At 64.9% G+C, this 15,727-nt stretch carries 15 protein-coding genes; 3 read left to right on the top strand and 12 right to left on the bottom strand.

What is annotated here, in order from left to right; all coding sequences use genetic code 11:
- Positions 1-23: 23 nt before the first annotated feature.
- From ruvA to AC8GDA_RS07510, 8 genes are read right to left on the bottom strand one after another with little or no spacing between them, the layout of a single operon-like run.
- Positions 24-602 carry a Holliday junction branch migration protein RuvA gene (ruvA, locus tag AC8GDA_RS07545; protein WP_506555919.1) on the bottom strand — a complete coding sequence of 193 codons (579 nt, stop codon included), beginning with the start codon at positions 600-602 and terminating at the stop codon, positions 24-26.
- Positions 599-1,072 carry a crossover junction endodeoxyribonuclease RuvC gene (gene ruvC / locus AC8GDA_RS07540; RefSeq protein ID WP_506555918.1) on the bottom strand — a complete coding sequence of 158 codons (474 nt, stop codon included), beginning with the start codon at positions 1,070-1,072 and terminating at the stop codon, positions 599-601. Before ruvC ends, ruvA begins: the two co-directional genes overlap by 4 nt.
- A 3-nt stretch (positions 1,073-1,075) precedes the next feature.
- On the bottom strand, positions 1,076-2,737 hold the full coding sequence (gene purH, locus AC8GDA_RS07535; RefSeq protein WP_506555917.1) for a bifunctional phosphoribosylaminoimidazolecarboxamide formyltransferase/IMP cyclohydrolase: 1,662 nt from the start codon (positions 2,735-2,737) through the stop codon (positions 1,076-1,078).
- Positions 2,738-2,746: 9 nt separating this feature from the next.
- A complete protein-coding gene (locus AC8GDA_RS07530) occupies positions 2,747-2,992 on the bottom strand; it encodes a helix-turn-helix domain-containing protein (RefSeq protein WP_506555916.1) in 246 nt (81 codons plus the stop codon).
- Positions 2,989-3,978, bottom strand: coding sequence for a tRNA dihydrouridine synthase DusB (gene dusB, locus AC8GDA_RS07525; protein WP_506557220.1), 990 nt, complete (start codon positions 3,976-3,978; stop codon positions 2,989-2,991). The genes AC8GDA_RS07530 and dusB overlap by 4 nt, the downstream gene beginning before the upstream one ends.
- Before the next feature lie 11 nt (positions 3,979-3,989).
- Positions 3,990-5,354 carry an aminopeptidase P N-terminal domain-containing protein gene (locus AC8GDA_RS07520; RefSeq protein WP_506555915.1) on the bottom strand — a complete coding sequence of 455 codons (1,365 nt, stop codon included), beginning with the start codon at positions 5,352-5,354 and terminating at the stop codon, positions 3,990-3,992.
- Positions 5,351-6,058 (bottom strand): N-acetylmuramate alpha-1-phosphate uridylyltransferase MurU, encoded by a 708-nt coding sequence (gene murU / locus AC8GDA_RS07515; RefSeq protein ID WP_506555914.1) that lies wholly within the window; start codon positions 6,056-6,058, stop codon positions 5,351-5,353. Before murU ends, AC8GDA_RS07520 begins: the two co-directional genes overlap by 4 nt.
- On the bottom strand, positions 6,055-7,098 hold the full coding sequence (locus tag AC8GDA_RS07510; protein WP_506555913.1) for an aminoglycoside phosphotransferase family protein: 1,044 nt from the start codon (positions 7,096-7,098) through the stop codon (positions 6,055-6,057). The genes murU and AC8GDA_RS07510 overlap by 4 nt, the downstream gene beginning before the upstream one ends.
- Positions 7,099-7,139: 41 nt before the next feature.
- Between AC8GDA_RS07510 and AC8GDA_RS07505 the strand changes: the two genes are divergently transcribed.
- Genes AC8GDA_RS07505 through rsmA form a run of 3 tightly spaced genes read left to right on the top strand, consistent with a single transcriptional unit; the run spans position 7,140 to position 11,586 of the window.
- Complete coding sequence (locus tag AC8GDA_RS07505) at positions 7,140-9,509, top strand: LPS-assembly protein LptD (protein ID WP_506555912.1); 2,370 nt, start codon at positions 7,140-7,142, stop codon at positions 9,507-9,509.
- Between the two features lie 45 nt (positions 9,510-9,554).
- Positions 9,555-10,808, top strand: a complete 1,254-nt coding sequence (locus AC8GDA_RS07500) for a peptidylprolyl isomerase (protein ID WP_506555911.1) — start codon at positions 9,555-9,557, stop codon at positions 10,806-10,808.
- Positions 10,780-11,586 carry a 16S rRNA (adenine(1518)-N(6)/adenine(1519)-N(6))-dimethyltransferase RsmA gene (gene rsmA, locus AC8GDA_RS07495; RefSeq protein ID WP_506555910.1) on the top strand — a complete coding sequence of 269 codons (807 nt, stop codon included), beginning with the start codon at positions 10,780-10,782 and terminating at the stop codon, positions 11,584-11,586. The genes AC8GDA_RS07500 and rsmA overlap by 29 nt, the downstream gene beginning before the upstream one ends.
- Here rsmA and AC8GDA_RS07490 read toward each other — a convergent pair.
- The 4 genes from AC8GDA_RS07490 to glyS are packed head-to-tail and all read right to left on the bottom strand — an operon-like array spanning position 11,583 to position 15,727.
- Positions 11,583-12,305, bottom strand: a complete 723-nt coding sequence (locus tag AC8GDA_RS07490) for a M48 family metallopeptidase (RefSeq protein WP_506555909.1) — start codon at positions 12,303-12,305, stop codon at positions 11,583-11,585. The two genes, rsmA and AC8GDA_RS07490, sit on opposite strands and share 4 nt — an antisense overlap.
- Complete coding sequence (locus tag AC8GDA_RS07485) at positions 12,292-13,011, bottom strand: lysophospholipid acyltransferase family protein (protein WP_506555908.1); 720 nt, start codon at positions 13,009-13,011, stop codon at positions 12,292-12,294. The genes AC8GDA_RS07490 and AC8GDA_RS07485 overlap by 14 nt, the downstream gene beginning before the upstream one ends.
- Positions 13,008-13,607, bottom strand: coding sequence for a D-glycero-beta-D-manno-heptose 1,7-bisphosphate 7-phosphatase (gene gmhB / locus AC8GDA_RS07480; protein WP_506555907.1), 600 nt, complete (start codon positions 13,605-13,607; stop codon positions 13,008-13,010). The genes AC8GDA_RS07485 and gmhB overlap by 4 nt, the downstream gene beginning before the upstream one ends.
- On the bottom strand, positions 13,604-15,727 hold the full coding sequence (gene glyS, locus AC8GDA_RS07475) for a glycine--tRNA ligase subunit beta (protein ID WP_506555906.1): 2,124 nt from the start codon (positions 15,725-15,727) through the stop codon (positions 13,604-13,606). Before glyS ends, gmhB begins: the two co-directional genes overlap by 4 nt.

Genomic DNA, 15,727 nt, shown 5'->3' with positions numbered 1-15,727 from the left:
ACCGGGCGACCTGTGACCCTCGACTACAGGCGTGAGAGCTGCTTTAGGGCCAGGCGAATGCCATCGGAGACGGTGGCATCCTCGGGCAGGGCCTGGCAGGCGGCCATGGCTTCTTTCTCCGAGTAGCCCAAGGCGCCAAGTGCGCGAAGCACTTCCGCGGTGGTGTCTGGCCTGCCCGACAGCCCTGGGCTGGGCAGGGCGGGGGCAAGCTTGCCCTTGAGTTCGAGCACCAGCCGCTCGGCTGTTTTCTTCCCAATGCCGGGAACGCGCGTCAGGCTGGCAGGGTCTTGCAGGCTGATGGCCTGCGAGAGTTGATCGACGGTGAGGCCGGAGAGCACGGCCAGCCCAATGCGCGGACCAATGCCCGAGATCTTGATGAGCAGTCGAAAGGCATGCCGCTCGGCCTCGGTCTTAAAGCCATAGAGCAGCTGGGCATCCTCCCGCACCACCAGGTGGGTGAGCAGGCTGAGCGGCTGGCCCACGGCCGGCAGGTTGTAGATGGTGCTCATGGGGGCCTCGACCTCGTAGCCCACACCCTGGACATCGAGGATGACGCTCGGGGGCTGCAGGCCAATGAGGGTGCCGCGCAGTTGACTGATCATGGGCGTTGAGCATGCCAGAAGGCCAGTGCGCAGGCCAATGCGTCGGCAGCATCGGCGCTCGGCGGCTGGGCAAGGCCCAACAGGCGGCAGACCATGTGGGCCACCTGCTCCTTGGTCGCGCGGCCGGTGCCCACGATGGACTGCTTGATCTTCAAGGGGGTGAGTTCAGAGACGGGCAGCGATGCAGCCGCCAGGGCTGCTATGGCCACACCGCGGGCCTGCCCCAGGGAGAGGGTGGACCTCGGGTTCACATTCACGAAGACCTGCTCGATGACGGCCGCCGTGGGCTCGTACTGGGCGAGCACGGACTGCATGCCTGCATAGAGCAGGCCCAGGCGCTCCGGCTCGGGCCGGTCGGTGGGCGGTCGAATGACACCGCTGCCCAGGTAGATGGCCTTCTGACGGCTCACGATCTCCACGACACCAAAGCCAGTCCGGCGCAGGCCGGGGTCGATGCCGATGAGCCGCATGAATCAGTGTCGGAAGTGGCGCATGCTGGTGGTGACCATGGCAATGCCGCGCTCGTTGGCGGCGGCGATCACCTCGTCATCCCGAACAGACCCGCCGGGCTGCACCACGGCCACCGCGCCCGCCTCGGCCACCACATCGAGGCCGTCTCGAAAGGGGAAGAAGGCATCGGAGGCCACCACAGACCCCTGGAGCGACAGGCCCGCATGCTCGGCCTTGATGGTGGCAATGCGGGCGGAGTCGAGCCGACTCATCTGGCCAGCGCCCACCCCGAGGGTCTGGCCGCTGCTGCAAAAGACAATGGCATTGCTCTTGACCCAGGTGGCGACCTTCCATGCAAAGAGCAGGTCTTGGACCTGCTCGGCCGTGGGCTTCTTGTGGGTGACGCACTGCAGGTCTGCTGCCGAGAGGGTGTTGCGATCTGGGGTTTGGAGCAACAAGCCGCCACTCACGCGCTTGATGTCAAGGCCACTGGCGATCGCCGTGTCCTTGCCCAGGGGCACGGTGAGCAGGCGAAGGTTCTGCTTGGCCGCAAAGACAGACAGCGCTTCTGGGCTGAACTGCGGCGCGATGATCACCTCTGCAAATTGGCCAGAGATGGCCTGGGCCGCAGCCGCATCGAGGGCCACATTGAAGGCAAGAATGCCGCCAAAGGCGGAGGTGGGGTCGGTGGCGAAGGCCCTGCGATACGCCTCCTCTGCGTGGGCCCCCAGGGCCACCCCACATGGGTTCGCATGCTTGACGATGACGCAGGCTGGGCCCGACAGGCTTCGCACGCAAGACCAGGCCGCATCGGCATCGGCCAGGTTGTTAAAGGAGAGTTCCTTGCCCTGCAATTGCGTGTAGCCGGCCAGGCAGCCCTCGGGTGCGCGTGGGTCGGCATAGAAGGCCGCCGCTTGGTGCGGGTTCTCACCGTAGCGCATGGTCTGTCGATGAACGACCTGCAGGCTGAAAATTCTGGGCAGGGCACTTGCGGACTGGGGAGCCTGTGGCTCGACGGTGTTGTCGGGCCTGGCCGCGGAGGCATCCAGTGGCGCAAGGCCAGTGAGGAAGTTGGCAATGGCACCGTCGTAGGCCGCAGTGTGGGCAAAGGCCTTGGCTGCCAGTGCCTGCCGCGTGGCAAACCCAAGATGCGCATCGGTGCTTAACTCTTCGAGCAGGCAGTGGTAGTCGTGTGGGTCGACCACCACGGCCACGCCATCATGGTTCTTGGCGGCGGCCCGCAGCATGGCCGGCCCGCCGATGTCGATGTTCTCGATGACTTCCTGGTAGCCCACCTGCGGCTTGGCGAGTGTGGCCACGAATGGATAGAGATTGACCACGAGCAGGTCGATGGGCTCGAATCCCGCGGCGGCGAGTGCCTGCAGGTGCGCCTCACGATCCCGGCGGGCCAGCAGGCCGCCGTGCACGGCGGGGTGCAGCGTCTTGACCCGGCCATCGAGCATTTCTGGGAAGCGCGTGATGTCCTCCACCGGGGTGACGGGCAGGCCAGCTGCCTGCAGGGCCTGTGCGGTACCACCGGTGGAGATGAGCTGAATGCCTTTTTGATGAAGCGCCTTGGCGAAGTCGACCACGCCGGTCTTGTCTGACACCGAGAGCAGTGCACGGCGCACGGCCAGGCGGTTCGGACGTGGGCTGGTCAGGGCATCTGCTGGCAGGTTGGGCATGCGGTGTCCTCAGATCTCAATGCGGTGTTGGGTCATTTTCTTGCGCAGGGTGTTGCGCGAGAGGCCGAGCATCTCTGCGGTCTTGCTCAGATTGCTGTCGCAACGGGCCAGGGCGTAACGAATGAGGGGGCGCTCCATGGCCTCGACCACCATGTCGTAGAGGGCGTGGGGCTTCTGAGCGCCGAGGTTCTCGAAATAGATGTCGAGGTTCGCCACCAGGGCGTCCTCAAGCTTTGGCGGTGGTGATGCCCTCATGCTGCCAGCGCCTCCTCGAAAAATGCGGCCACCTCTGCCAGTTGGGACTCGGGCGTCTCGGCCGCGAGGATCAACTGCCGAAAGGCCTTGCTGCCCGGCAGGCCTCGCAGATACCAGCCGATGTGCTTGCGTGCCGAGCGCACGCCACGCTCTTCGCCGTAGAAGGCATAGTGGTCGAGCAGGTGGCCACGCAGCCAGCCGTGGATGTCGGCGTCGGTGGGGTCGGGCAGTTGTTCGCCTGTCTCTAAATAGTGGTGGATCTGCCGGCTGATCCAGGGCCGGCCTTGGGCCGCTCGGCCAATCATGACCGCGTCGGCACCGGTGTGCCGCAGCACGGCCGCGGCCTTCTCTGGCGTGGTGATGTCGCCATTGGCCACCACCGGAATGCGCACGCGCGATTTCACCTCGGCAATGGTGTCGTATTCGGCCGCGCCCATGAACTTGTCGGCCCGGGTTCGGCCATGCACGGTGAGCATGGCCACGCCAATGTCCTCGGCCATGGCCGCGATGCTCGGCGCATTGCGATGCGCATGGTCCCAGCCGGTTCGAATCTTCAGGGTCACGGGCACACGGTCGCCGGCCACAGCCCGCACTGCGGACACGACGTGCTCCAGGATGTCTCGAACCAAGGGCTCGTCTTGCAGCAGGGCGGAGCCCGCAGCCTTGTGGCAGACCTTCTTGGCCGGGCAGCCCATGTTGATGTCGATGACCTCAGCGCCCCTCGCCACATTGAACTGGGCGGCCTGGGCCAGCATGTCGGGGTCGGCGCCTGCGATCTGAATGGCCTTGGGCGAGGGCTCACCATCGTGGTTGATGCGTCGACTGGTTTTTTCCGTGGCCCAGAGCAGGGCATTGGAGGCTGCCATCTCGCCCACGGCATAGTCGGCACCAAGCTGCTTGCAGAGCTGCCGAAAGGGCCGGTCGGTGACGCCCGCCATGGGGGCAATGAAGACCCGGTTCTGGAGCCGATGGGGCCCCAATTGCAAGGCGGGCCGGCTCATGAGGTGATGTGGGTCATGAGGTCTTCAATGGCATCGATTGCCACGGGGACCCCGCGTGTGATGAGTTCGCAGCCGGTGGCGGTGACCACCGCATCGTCTTCAATTCGAATGCCCACGTTCCAGAAATCTTCGGCAACGTCGTCGGCCGGCTGGATGTAGAGGCCAGGTTCGATGGTGAGCACCATGCCTGCGGCCAGGGGCTGACGATAGTCGCCCACATCATGCACATCGAGCCCGAGCCAATGGCCGGTGCGGTGCATGTAGAAACGGCGATAGGCGCCCGACTCGATGGCGGCCTCCATGCTTTGTGCAGGCAGCAGATGCAGGTCGATCATGCCCTGGGCCAGGACCTTCACAGCCGCCTCGTGCGGGTCGGTGAAGGCCGCACCAGGTCGCGTGGCCTCGACCGCGGCCTCTTGTGCCGCCAGCACCAAGGCATAGCAGTCGCGCTGAGCGCTGGTGAATCGGCCCGAGACAGGAAAGGTTCGGGTGATGTCGCTCGCATAGCCATCGAGCTCACAGCCTGCGTCGATGAGCAGCATCTCGCCTGCTCGCATGCGTCTGTCGCCGGCACGGTGATGCAGGATGCAGCTGTGCGGGCCGCTGGCCACAATCGAGCCATAGGCCACCGACTGCGCACCCTCGCGGCGGAAGTCGGCAATGAGGCCGGCCTCCACTTCATACTCGGCCATGCCGGGCCGGGTGGTCCGCATGGCCCGAACATGGGCCGCCGCAGAGATGCCTGCAGCCTTGGCCATGGTCTCCAACTCGGCCGCGTCCTTGATGAGCCGCAGTCCCGCCACGAGATCGCCGGCATCGAGAAACTGATGGGGTGCGACCACACCGCCACGGGCCTGGGCTCGGGCCTGGTCCATCCAGCTGCGGGTGCGTTGGTCGAGCTCGGATGAGGCGGCCAGTGGCAGCACCAGGGTGCTGCAGTTCTTGAGGTGGGGCCGAAGGGTGTCATCAAGCTGCGCCACCGGATGGGCCGCATCCATGCCGAACTGCTCGGCCGCGCGCTCGGGCCCGACCCGAACACCATCCCAGATCTCCCGCTCTGGGTCGCGTGGTCGGCAAAAGAGAAGGTCTTGATGATCGCCCTGGCTGCTGATGACCATCACCAGCCAGGCCTCGGGCTCCGGAAAGCCCGTGAGGTAGTAGAAGTCGCTGTTGAAGCGGAATGCGAATGGGTTGTCTCGGTTGCGAATGATCTCCGTGCCACTGGAGAGGATCACCACTGCACTGGCCTGGCCATTGGCCCGCAGCACCGCCTGGGCGAGCGCGTCTCGGCGTCGTCGATGCTGCTCCCCATGGGGTGGTCCAGAGACGGGAAGGGGCAGCAGGTGTGGTGCAAGGCTCATGAGTGGGATGGTCCCCCCCTTGCGAGGGTGTGGTCAAGCGCGGCCAGCCGCTCAGGCGTTCCCACATCCATCCATTGGCCTGCGTGCAGGCTGCCTCGTAGTCGGCCCTGGGCCATGGCCTCGTGCAGCAGGGGGGCCAGCGGCGCGCGTGCATGGGCTGGTGTGTGGTCGAAGAGGGCCGGCCAGAGCACGGCCATGCCCGAGTAGGTGAGCCTCGTGGCTGCGGCATCGCGCGGGCAGACCTGGCCATCGGGCTGCAGCCCGAAATCACCCTGCGGGTGATGGGCTGGGCTCGGCACCAAGACCAGGTGGCCCAGGGTGTTGTCTGAGGCCTGCGCCATTTTTCGGGCCTCGGAGACATCCCAGTCGGAGAAGACATCGCCATTGATGAGTAAAAAAGGCGCTCTGGTCTTCCCCCAGGGCTGGGCCGTGGCGATGCCACCCGCGGTCTCGAGCGCGCCCGCGGGCTCATGGCTGTAGCGAATCTGAAGTCCCCAGGCCTCACCCGACCCAAGCGCCGACTCGATCTGCTCACCCAGGTGGGCGAGGTTGATCACCACCTCGGAGAATCCCGCCTGGGCGAGCCGCTCCAGGTGCCAGACCACGAGGGGCTTGCCGCCCGCCAACAACAAGGGCTTGGGGGTGTGGTCGGTGAGTGGGCGCATGCGCTCGCCGCGCCCAGCCGCCAGGATCATGGCCTTCATGGTTGCGTCAATGCCGTGGGAGAGACATTCCCCAGTCGGTCGAGCAGATGGGCGAGCCCGGCGAGCTCATGGTAGCGGTGGGCTGCCTTGGTGGCGTAGGCGAGCACGGCGGGAATGTCTTCGAGGTAATTCTCTTTACCGTCTCGGTGGGCGAGGCGAGCGAAGATGCCCAAGACCTTCAACTGGCGCTGCAGGCCCATCCATTCAAAGTCCTCCCAGAACTCGGCGAAGTCGGATGGCACGGCAATGCCCGCGTGGCGGGCGTCCTCCCAATAACGAATCGCCCAGTCAATCTGCTCGGCCTCATTCCAGACCACATAGGCGTCTCGCAGCAGTGAGACCAGGTCGTAGCTCAAGGGGCCCACCACGGCATCTTGGAAGTCGAGGATGCCGGGCTGTCCATCCGGGGTGAGCGTCTCGGGCAGCACCATCAGGTTTCGGCTGTGGAAATCACGGTGCACGATGACCTGCGTCTGCGCGAGGGCTCGGTCCGCCAGGCGTGCCATGGTCTGGTTCAGCGTCTGGGCTTCATCGGCAGAGAGTGTCTGGCCCAGATGGGTCTCGACATACCAGGTCTGGAAGAGGCCCATCTCGTCCAGGAGCTTGGTGCGACTGTAGGCGGGCAGCCCCAGGGTTCCCGCGGGCTGCGTGATCCCCCAGGCCTGCAGCCGAACCAAGGCCTGCCAGGCCGACTGGTAGAGCGGCCGGGCGGTGCTCGGCGTGAGGTGCGGCAGGTAGGGTTCACTGCCAAAGTCCTCGAGCAGCAGAAAGCCCTGCGCCTGCGAGACCGCCAGGCGTCGAGGCACGCGAAGGCCCGCCTTTTCGAAGAGATTGGCCACACTCAAAAAGGCGTCTAGGGGCTCGAGCTCGGGTGGTGCGTCCATGAGAATGCAGCTGCCGCCACCGGCATCGGCCACGCGAAAGTAACGCCGGAAGGACGCATCGGCTGAGGCTGGGGCGAGGCCTGCGACGTCGAGGTGCGCAAACTGCGTGAGCCAGTCGGCTGCAGCCAGGCGGCGCGGATCAGGGGTGGGGGACATGGGCAAAGATGTGAGGAGACGCTTCGTTCCTATAATAGAACATGCGCCTTGTTCTGCCCCTGCTCATGGGTGCCATCACAGGAACCAGCTTTGCTGCTGAATGCTCCCTCCGGGCAGATGTCGGCCAAGGCCTCCGGGTGGATCCGCGGCTCTCTCTTCAGGCCCCTGCGAGGGTGGGCCTCACCGACAGTGAGACCCCGATGTATTTTTTTGGGGAGACCGTCGATGGCCAGGTCGAAGACACCATCACGCTGGTCAACAGGGCAGAGATGCGGCAACTGGGCACCTCGCTCAAGGCTGATCGCATCGATTTCGATTTGGTGCCCAATCGCATCCGAGCCGAGGGAAATGTTCAACTCTTCCGAGAGGGCGAACTCTTCACCGGCCCCAAGCTCGACCTCAAGCTCTCGACCATGCAGGGCCGCTTTGAGGATGTGACCTACGAGATCTCGGCCATCAATGGCCGTGGCCAGGCCAAGGCAGCCGAATTCCTGCAGCCCAAGGCCACTCGCCTGATCGACACCCTCTACACGACCTGCCCGAAGGATCGTCCCGCCTGGACGGTACAGGCGCGCACCATGCTGGTGGATCAGATTCGTGAGGTGGCCGATGCGCAAGGGGCTGTGCTCACCTGGGGTGGCGTGCCCCTGGTCAACATGGGCGACATCTCCTTTGCCATCTCCGACCGCCGACGCACAGGGCTCCTGCCGGCCTCGTACTCGTATTCGTCGCGCCTGGGCCTTGAACTCACCGTGCCGTTTTATTGGAATATCGCCCCGAACCGCGACATGACCCTTTATCCCAAGCTGGTGCCTCGGCGCGGTGTGCAACTGGGAGCAGAGTTTCGGTACCTGAGTGACCGCCACCTTGGCGTGGTGGGGGTGGAGTCGCTGCCGCACGATCGCGTGGCGGGGCGGTCTCGGTCCTTGGGCAGCCTGGTGCACACCACCCGTCTGGCCCCGAACCTCTCCATGGGCCTCAACATCACTCGGGTGTCGGACGACGATTACTTTGCAGACTTCGGTGGCTCCTTGCTGGCCGCCTCGCAGCGAACCCTTCCGGCCACCTTGTCGCTCACCAGCAACCAGTATGGCTGGGCTGTGACCGCGGCCGCCCAGGAATATCAGTTGCTGCAGGACCGGGCTGCGCCCGTGCTTGCACCTTACTCTTGGATGCCCAAGGTGGCTGCCAGCCGAACCGAGCGGGCCATTCAAGTGGGCGGCACTGCCGGGCCGTTGATCGATTGGAGCAGCTATGCGGAGGCCGCTGCATTCCGGCATCCCACCCTGGCCGAGGGCAACCGATTTGTGCTGACTGGCGCGGTGACCTCACCAATGATGCTGTCCTTTCTCGATGTCACGCCGAAGATTGGCCTGCATGCCACGCACTACAGCCAAGGCAGCCAGGGCAGTGCAAGCCGTACCCTCGACAAGTATCGGGTGTCGTCGAGTTCGCTCGGGGCTTATGCCAACAACGTAGGCGACACTGGTACCCAGACCGAGTCGTATTCCCGGGTGCTGCCCACGGCGAGTCTCACCACCAAGATGACCCTCGAGCGCGACACCTCCTGGGGTGAGGCCTCCCTGCTGCAGACCCTCGAGCCCACACTGTCCTACACCTACACGCCTTACCGCGATCAGAGCCGTTATCCAGTCTTCGACTCGGGCAGCGTGGGAGTGAACCTCTCGCAATTGCTCTCAGGAATGTCCTTCACCGGCCATGATCGAATTTCAGATCAGAACCAGGTGACCGCAGCCCTGACCACCCGATACCTGGGCCAGTCCTCGGGCGAGGAACTCTTTCGGGCCACCCTGGCGCAAACCCACTACCTGAGCGCCCAGCGGGTCACGCTGCCCGGTGGATCGCTCCGAACCGACAAAGAATCTGACATCCTCCTGGAGTCGGCAGCACGGCTTACAAAGTCTTGGCGCATGGATGTCTTGGGGCAGTACACACGCAGCCTGAGACGCTGGCAGGGGGCATCGGCCAGCACGGTGTACGAGCCCAAGTTGGGCCAGTCGGTCAGCCTGTCCTACCGGTTCACGCGCAACTCCATCAACACCGTCGACCTGGCCTTCCAGACCCCCATTGTTCGAGACTGGTATGCCGTGGGCCGCTACAACCACTCCATCCAGAAGCGGCAGACCACCGACAGCACCCAACAACCAGGCCTGATTGAGGCCCTGGCTGGTGTGGAATACGATGGGGGCTGCTGGGTGGCTCGGGCCGTGGTGCAGCGTTATGTGACCGGCGCAGACCGCCGAGACAATCGAATCTTTTTCCAAGTTGAACTCAATGGCATTGCCAAGGTTGGAACGGATCCGCTCTCGGCCTTAAAGCAAAGCATTCCCAATTACCGGATGATCAACCAACTCACCCCGTTGCCGGCCAAGTTCGACAACTTCCGATAGACAGAGAAGAGGCGCTCGATGCACAACAGGCTTGGACCCCGATGGATGGCTGCAGTGAGTCTGCTGCTGTGGACTGGCGCTGCAATGGCCCAGCCGGCTGCCCGGCAACCCGTCTTGCTCGAGCGGGTTGCGGCGGTCGTGAACAACGAGATCATTCTCGAGTCTGAGGTGCAGCGAAGGCTTGCCCAGGCCCGGCAGGCGATGGCCAAGGCCAAGCAGCCCGCACCGCCGGAAAGCAGGCTCCGCGAACAGGTGCTCGACCGCATGGTCAACGATCTGGCCCTGCTTCAGCGGGCCACGCAGGTGGGGCTGTCGGTGGATGACATCACACTCAACCGAGCCATTGCCCGGATTGCCGAGCAGAATGGCATGTCTGTTCAGGGCCTCTCGGCCCAGCTGCAGTCCGAGGGAATTGCCTTCGAGCGTTTTCGACAAGACATTCGGGAGGAGATCCTACTCACCCGACTGCGTGAGCGCGAGGTCGACAACCGCCTCACGGTCTCCGAGGCAGAGATCGATGCCTTCTTGGCCGCTCAGGGTGCCAGCCTGAGCCGTTCTGAAGAGTGGCGGGTCTCGCAAATTTTGTTGGACTCTGAGGCCAAGGCCAAGGCGGTGGCCCAGCGGCTCCAAGGCGGAGAGGACTTCGCCGCGGTGGCCCGTGAACTGTCGCTCTCGCCCGATGGCCCCAACGGCGGCGACCTCGGCTGGCGCGCGGCCGAGCGGCTGCCCACCATTTTCCTAAAGGCCGTGGAGAAGCTCCAGCCGGGTCAGTGGACTGGCCCCTTTCAGAGCCCCGGGGGCTTTCACATCCTGCGACTGGAAGACCGTCGCAGCAGCATTCGAAGCCAGGTGGTTGATGTCTTTCGCGCGCGCCACATCTTGATTCGTGTGGACGCACAAACATCTGAGCAGACGGCCACTCGGCGGCTTCAAGAACTGCGTCGCCGCCTGGGCCTGGGGGAAGCCTTCGAGCAACTGGCCAAAGACTTCTCCCAAGACCCTGGCTCGGCCGCCAAGGGTGGGCAGCTCGACTGGGCCTACCCAGGCGACCTGGTGCCAGAGTTTGAAAGGGCCGCCCTGGGCCTGGCCCGAGGGCAGGTGAGCGAGCCTGTTCGAACCGTCTTTGGCTTTCACTTGATCGAAGTACTCGATCGCAAGCAGGAGCCCCTCACCGAGGATCGCCTGCGCCTCATCGCACGTCTGTCGCTGCGCGATCGCAAGCTGGCCGACGCCGTGGATGATTGGACCCGAGAGATTCGGGCCAACAGCTATGTCGAGATCAAGCGCGACGACAGCTGACACGAAGGCCGGCGCCAAGAAGCGATTTGGCCAAAACTTTCTTCAAGACCGTCATGTGGTGGCCCGCATTCTGGAGGCGGTTCGCCCACAGCCGGGTGATCGGCTGGTCGAGATTGGCCCCGGCCGCGGCGCACTGACCTCGGGCCTGGTCTCGGGGGCCGGCAGCATCACGGCCATTGAGATCGACCGTGACCTCATCCCAATGCTGCAGGCCCGATTCGGCGAGGGCCTGTCGCTGCTCGAGCAGGATGTCCTCACGGTGGACTTCGCCGCCCTGTCGGCACAACTGGGTGGGCCACTGCGAATCGTTGGCAACCTGCCCTACAACATCTCGAGCCCCATTCTCTTCATGCTGCTGCCACTGGCCCACTGTGTGCTGGACCAGACCTTCATGCTCCAGCAGGAGGTGGTCGAGCGCATGGTGGCCCTCCATGGCTCCAAGCGCTATGGCCGGCTGTCGGTGATGCTGCAGGCCCGGTACGAGATGACCACGCTCATGCATGTGCCCCCCGCGGCCTTCTCGCCAGCACCTGCGGTGGAGTCCGCCGTGGTGCTCATGTGGCCGCTGCCCTCGGAGCAGGTCCTGGTGAAGGACTGGGCCGTCTACGAGGCCCTGGTGGCCGCAGCCTTCTCCACCCGGCGCAAGATGATTCGCAACACCTTGTTGGGTTATTTAGACCGCCTTGATCTGGAGGCCGCAGGTGTGCGGCCCACGCAGCGGCCAGAGGAGGTCTCGGTGGCCTCGTTTGTGGCGCTGGCCAATCAGCTGGTGATCTAGGCCGGCCGTATGGAAGGCGGCTCGAGTGGAGCACGCCGGATGAGGGCCTTGCCCTCCTCAAAGCCGGGGAGGATTTCACCGACCTCCGCCCAGAAGCCAGGGCTGTGGTCCATGGTGCGCAGGTGGGCCAGTTCGTGGGCCACCACATAGTCGATCACCGCCAGGCTGAAGCGAATGAGTCGCCAGTTCAGGCGAATGTGGCCATCGACTGTGCAGCTTCCCCAGCGGGTCTTGGCATGGGAGAGCGAGAACCGCGTGAACCGGCATTGGGACCGCTCGGCCAGAGTCTCTAAGCGCTCCTGCAGAATGGCCTTGGCCTGCTGCTGCATCCAGCTGTGGGTCATGTCCTTGACTTGCTCGGGCGAGGCACTGGCCGACAAGGGCAGCAGAATGTCGGCACATTGGGCCGACCATGTCACGGTGCCAATCTCGGGCAGCAGGCGCAGTGAGCAGGCCTGGCCGAGGAACTGAACCTGGGCGCCATCGCACCATTGTTCAGCAGGCTCCAGGCGATGCTGCTCCGCATGCCGCCATTCCAGCAGCCGGGCCTTGACCCAGCGGTGCTTGCTCTGAAGGATGGTCTCGATCTCGGCCAGCGTGACCCAGCGAGGGGCTCGCACACGGATGGTGCCAGCGTCGAAGACCATGCCCACGGTCTTGCGCTTGGAGCGCGTGAGGCTCCAGGTCAGCTGCTCGCCTTGAATGTCAATGGAGTGCATCAGACTGCTCGTCGATCCAGGTCTGGACGGTCTGCATGACGGCCTCGGGGGTCTGGCCGTCGGTGGGAATGGGCGCGCCCACACGCACCGTGATGCAACCGGGCCGCTTGATCCAGGCGTTGCGAGGCCAGACGGTGCCTGCATTGAGGGCGATGGGCAGGATGGGCAGGCCAAGGCTGCAGGCCAGCCGCGCAGCACCCGTTTTGTACTTCACGCGTTGACCGGGCCGGGTGCGGGTGCCCTCTGGAAAGAAGGTGATCCAGAACCCTTGGTCGAGCCGTTGGGATGCCTGCGATTGAATCTGCTCGAAGGCCTGCCGGCCTTGCGCGCGGTCGACATGAATCATCGGCAAAAGTGCAATGCTCCAGCCGAAAAAGGGGATCTTCAAGAGTTCCTTCTTAAAGACAAAGCAGAGCGGCACCGGCATGTGGCTCGGAAGAAAGAGGGTCTCCCAGGCCGACTGGTGCTTGGAGCAGACGATCATGGGCTGGCCACGCGCCGCCTCGAGGTGCTCTTGGCCCTCGAGGCGCCACTGAATGCCGAGCAGCCGGCGTGCAGCCCAGATCACCATGCCCGGCCACCGCATGGCCAGTCGGTAGCGTGCGTGATCGGATAAAAAAGGCGCCAGCAGCAGAAAGAGGCTGCCCCAGACCAGCAGGCTTGCCGCCTGGAAGAGGCCAAAGACGAACGACCGCAGAAGCCTCATGGGCCAGGCAGGGCAGGGGTCTGGTGGAGCAGGTGCGACACCGCATGGGCGAGGTCTTCGAAGACATGGGTGCCTGGAGGCAGCGCCTTTGCACCGCTCTGGTGGGCCGACAGCGTGCCATGGCCTTTGCCTGTGAGCACCAGCATGGGACGCGCACCCACGGCAGCGGCGGCCGCCAGGTCGCGATGCGAGTCGCCGATGAGGGGCACGCCCGCGAGGGACTGGTCGAGCCGCGCAGCGATGTCTTCGAGCAGGCCCGTGGCGGGCTTGCGGCAACGACAGCCCGCATCCGGCCCATGCGGGCAGAAGAAAATGCCGTCCACCTGGCTGCCCATCTCTGAGAGGCCTTCGCGCATTTTCTGGTGAATCCGGTGAAGCATGGAGAGGTCGAAGAGACCACGGGCGAGGCCCGATTGATTGGTGGCCACGAAAATGCGCCAGCCCTCGTGGTGGAGCTGCGTGATGGCCTCCAGGCTGCCTGCGATGGGCTGCCATTCATCGGGGCTCTTGATGTGGTCGTCGGAGTCGTGATTGATGACGCCGTCGCGGTCGAGGATGACCAGGGGTGGGGTCGATGCAGCCTGGCGTTCGGTCATGTGGCCAGCCGTGAGAGGTCTGCCACCTGGTTCATGGCCCGATGCAGGGCCGAGAGCAAGGCCAGCCGGTTCTCGCGCACAGCGGGGTCTTCGGCATTGACCATGACCTTGTCGAAGAAATCATCTACGGGCTGCTTGAGAACTGCCAGGCCCTCCAGGGCATCGGCATAACGACCTGCGAGGGTGTGGGCAGCAGCAGCAGGCCCGGTCTGGGCAAGCGCCTTGGCCAGTTGCTGCTCGGCGGGCTCGATCAGGCGGCCCTCCTCGAGTGCACGGTGGGCAGCAGGCGCCTTCTTCAGAATATTGCCAATGCGCTTGTTGGCTGCGGCGAGCGCCGGTGCGGCGGGGCTCTTCATGAACAGGGCCAGCGCCTCGAGCCTGGGGCACCACTGGTCGAGCTGGTTGGGGCACTCGGCGAGCACCGCCTCAATGGCGGCCGCATCAAAGCCTTGGTCACGCAGGTAGCCACGGGCTCGATCCGTGATGAAGGCCGCAATGTCAGCGAGTGTCTCGGCGGGTGGTGCTGCCGGCCCAAAGGCTGCTGCTGTGTCTTGCAGCAGCTGCGACAGCGAAGCGGGCACACGGGCTTCCACGAGAATACGCACCACACCAAGGGCTGCCCGCCGAAGGGCAAAGGGGTCTTTCTCTCCGGTGGGCAGCAGGCCAATGCCCCAGATGCCCACGATGGTTTCGAGCTTGTCGGCCAGGGCCACGGCCAGGCCCTCGGCATTGCCGGGCAGGCTGTCGCCGGCAAAGCGCGGGTGATAGTGCCCCTCGATGGCATCGGCGATGGCCTCGGGCTCTCCATCGTGCTGCGCGTAGTAGCGGCCAATCACACCCTGCAGCTCTGGGAACTCGCCGACCATGTCGGTGAGCAGGTCGGCCTTGGCGAGCTTTGCGGCCCGCCTGGCGGCCTGTGGTGCAGCCCCCACTGCCTCGGCCCATTGGCCTGCGAGGGTGCAGAGTCGCGCGACCCGTTCGGCCTGGCTGCCAATCTTGTTGTGATAGACCACCTGCGAGAGGCCGGCGAGCCGGGCTTCTAGCGGACGCTTGCGGTCTTGATCGAAGAAGAACTTTGCATCGGAGAGCCGGGCACGCAGCACCCGCTCGTTGCCCTGCCGGACCACGGCGGGGTCTTTGGAGGCGAGGTTCGAGACCAGCAAGAACCGGTGCAGCAGCCGGCCATCGGGCCCCGTGCAGGCGAAGTACTTCTGATTCTGCTGCATGGTGAGGATGAGGCACTCCTGCGGCACCGACAGAAAGGCTTTGTCGAATTCCGCCTGCAAGACCACGGGCCACTCCACCAGGCTGTTGACCTCGTCAATGAGGGCATCGGGCATGATCACCGTGTCGCCTCCGGCAGCGGCCTTCAGGCCCTCGGTGAGCCGTTGACGGCGAGCCTCGAAGTTCGGCACCACATGCCCCTCGCGCTCAAGCAGGGCTTCATAGGCATCGGCGGATGCAACAGACAACGGGCCATCGCAGTGAAACCGATGGCCCTCGGTCAGGCGATCGGCCTGCAGGCCCAAGGCATGAATTGGAAGCACCGCATCGCCATGGAGGGCCATCAGGCGGTGGGCCGGGCGCACGAAGCGAACCTCCTCCTGGGTCTGACCGGGCCGCGGGTAGCGCATGAGCTTGGGGATGGGCAGGCCTGCGATGCTGGCCTCGAGTGCCGACTGGGCGGCCTCGAGCAGCCGGGCCCCGGCCACCTGGGTGTCGACCCAGAGCACCTCTTGTTTGCCGTCGTGTTCTCTTTGAAGGTCTGCAAGCGTGAGGTTCTCTCCGAGCGTGAGCCCGAACGATGCAAGTTTCTTCGTGAGCGGGGGCAGCGGCTGGCCTTGCGCATCCAGCCCAATGCCCACGGGCAGCAGCTTCTCGCGCCGTGCCTGCGTGAGGCCCTGGTCGATCACCTGCGTGAGCAGCACCCCCAGGCGTCGGGGGCTTGCAAAGCCCCGCACGGTGCAGTCGGTGGATAAGAGCCCTGCCTTCATGAGTTGCTGGTGCATGCCCTGAGAGAAGGCGTCTCCCAGCGCGCGCAGGGCCTTGGGAGGGAGTTCCTCGGTGAAGAGTTCGACCAGCAGAGGCCGCGGACTGGGGGTGGTGGAGGCGGTGGGCAT

Source organism: Hahnella aquatica (SeqCode) (genome assembly GCF_965194505.1).
GTDB lineage: Bacteria > Pseudomonadota > Gammaproteobacteria > Burkholderiales > Burkholderiaceae_A > Hahnella > Hahnella aquatica.
Note: the sequence above shows the minus strand (reverse complement) of the source record. Positions and strands in the feature narration are given on the sequence as shown.